The 466-nt window shown below is 61.8% G+C and carries 1 protein-coding gene; it reads left to right on the forward strand.

Translation table 11 applies throughout. The annotated features are described in order from the left end of the window. Positions 1-466, forward strand: a 466-nt coding sequence (locus tag LN996_RS23510) for an L-serine ammonia-lyase, iron-sulfur-dependent, subunit alpha (protein ID WP_231343508.1), incomplete at both ends; no start/stop codon positions are given.

Below are 466 nucleotides of genomic sequence, written 5' to 3' on the forward strand. Positions count from 1 at the left end.
GGACCGGAACGATCCGAAGTATTGGCAGGAGTGGGTGAACCTGATCGCCCTGGCTGTCAATGAGGAGAACGCTTCGGGTGGCCGGGTGGTGACGGCGCCGACGAATGGTGCTGCGGGGATTATCCCGGCGGTGCTGTATTACGCGTTGAATTATGCTCCGGGCATGGACAAGGCCTCCCAGCAGGACCGGGATGATGTGGTGGTGAAGTTCCTGCTCGCCGCTGGTGCTGTGGGTGTGTTGTATAAGGAGCAGGCCTCTATTTCGGGGGCTGAGGTGGGTTGTCAGGGTGAGGTGGGTTCGGCGTCGTCGATGGCTGCTGCTGGGTTGGCTGAGGTGATGGGGGGTACGCCGGGGCAGGTGGAGAACGCTGCGGAGATCGCGATGGAACATAACCTGGGGCTCACGTGTGATCCGATCGGGGGGTTGGTGCAGATTCCGTGTATTGAGCGGAACGCGATCGCTGCG

This window comes from Arthrobacter sp. AK01 (genome assembly GCF_021109375.1).
GTDB lineage: Bacteria > Actinomycetota > Actinomycetes > Actinomycetales > Micrococcaceae > Arthrobacter.